Raw genomic sequence first — 1,439 nt, forward strand, 5'->3', positions numbered from 1 at the left:
GTTTCACAAAGAGCGATAACGACACCGGACGCGGCGACGGCAAGCCGCTCCTCGAAGCCCGCCTGAAGAAATACGCAATAGATTGGGCGCTGCTATCGGCCGACGACAGCCGCATTCCCTTCTTCGACCAGTTGGGCTGGAAACGGGCCTATTCGGACGACTACGCGGTAATCTATCTGCCCGGCGCCTGATCCCGGTGCGTTCCTGGCGAATTTCGCGACAGCAATATATGCCTTGACACCCATGTTGCAGCGCAGCAAAATTGCTGCCTGAGGGTAAGCCTGTGAGATCGACGAGCCGGGATTTTCAGCACGATCGACGACATCGCCGCATGAGCGTGTCGGTTGCGGCCGCACGGATCCTGGTGGTCGCGCGCGGGCCGGCCGGATGAACTACCGGCGCGACATCGACGGCCTGCGGGCCGTTGCGGTGCTGCCTGTCGTGCTCTTCCATTTCGGCGTGTCTGCCATTCCCGGCGGCTTCACCGGTGTCGACATCTTCTTCGTCATATCGGGCTATCTGATCAGCGGCAGCCTGCTCGATGATCTTGAGCGGGGCCAATTCTCGATCGGCCGCTTCTACTGGCGCCGCGCACGGCGCATCCTGCCGGCGCTGACCTTCGTCATCCTGCTCGCGAGCATTGCCGCCTGGTTCATCCTTCTGCCTTCGGATCTCCACGAATTCAGCCTCAGCGTGATCGCCGCCTCGACCTTCTGGTCGAACATCTATTTCTGGAAAACGACGAACTATTTCTCCATCGACGCCGAACTGCGGCCGCTCCTGCACACATGGTCGCTTTCGGTGGAAGAGCAGTATTATATCTTCGCGCCGATCCTCCTTTATCTGATCTACCGATACGTCTCGAAGCGCTGGCTGACGGTACTTCTGCCGATGGCCATCGGCAGCTTTGCCCTGGCAGTCATAGCAACCTCGCTGGCACCGACGGCAGGGTTCTATCTCTTGCCGACGCGCATATGGGAGCTGGCGCTGGGCGCCATGCTGATGTTGCGGAAGCCTCCGGTCCTAGCCAGTCGGCTGGCGATGGACCTGATCGGCCTCGCCGGCTTTGCCCTGATTGCATTTGGCTTTGTGATGATTTCGGACAGCGATCCGTTTCCCGGCTACAATGCCCTATTCCCCTGCATCGGAACAGCTCTGCTGATCTATGCTGGCCAGGATAGCGCCGACAGGCCGGCACCTGTCGCCACTCGCGTGCTTCGGTTGGCGCCGCTGGTCTGGGTCGGCCTCATTTCCTATTCGCTTTACCTCGTCCACTGGCCAATCAACTCCTTCGTCCATTATCTCTCCCTGAAGACTGTCGGTGTGCCAACGATTATCGCGATGACGGTTGCCAGTTTCGCCTTGGCGGCATTCTCCTGGAAATACGTCGAGCAACCCTTCCGCCACAAACGAGCCTATACCGCCCCGCTGCCCATCTT

1 protein-coding gene and 1 pseudogene are annotated in these 1,439 nt (G+C 59.8%); both read left to right on the plus strand.

Features of this window, described 5'->3' with window-relative positions; all coding sequences use genetic code 11:
• Positions 1–191, plus strand: a pseudogene (locus EN750_RS34130) (hypothetical protein); the annotation flags it as partial.
• A gap of 196 nt (positions 192–387) precedes the next feature.
• On the plus strand, positions 388–1,439 hold a 1,052-nt coding region (locus EN750_RS34135), incomplete at its 3' end, for an acyltransferase (RefSeq protein ID WP_145968190.1).

The sequence above is a fragment of the Mesorhizobium sp. M7A.F.Ca.ET.027.03.2.1 genome (assembly GCF_003999175.1).
Classification (GTDB): domain Bacteria; phylum Pseudomonadota; class Alphaproteobacteria; order Rhizobiales; family Rhizobiaceae; genus Mesorhizobium.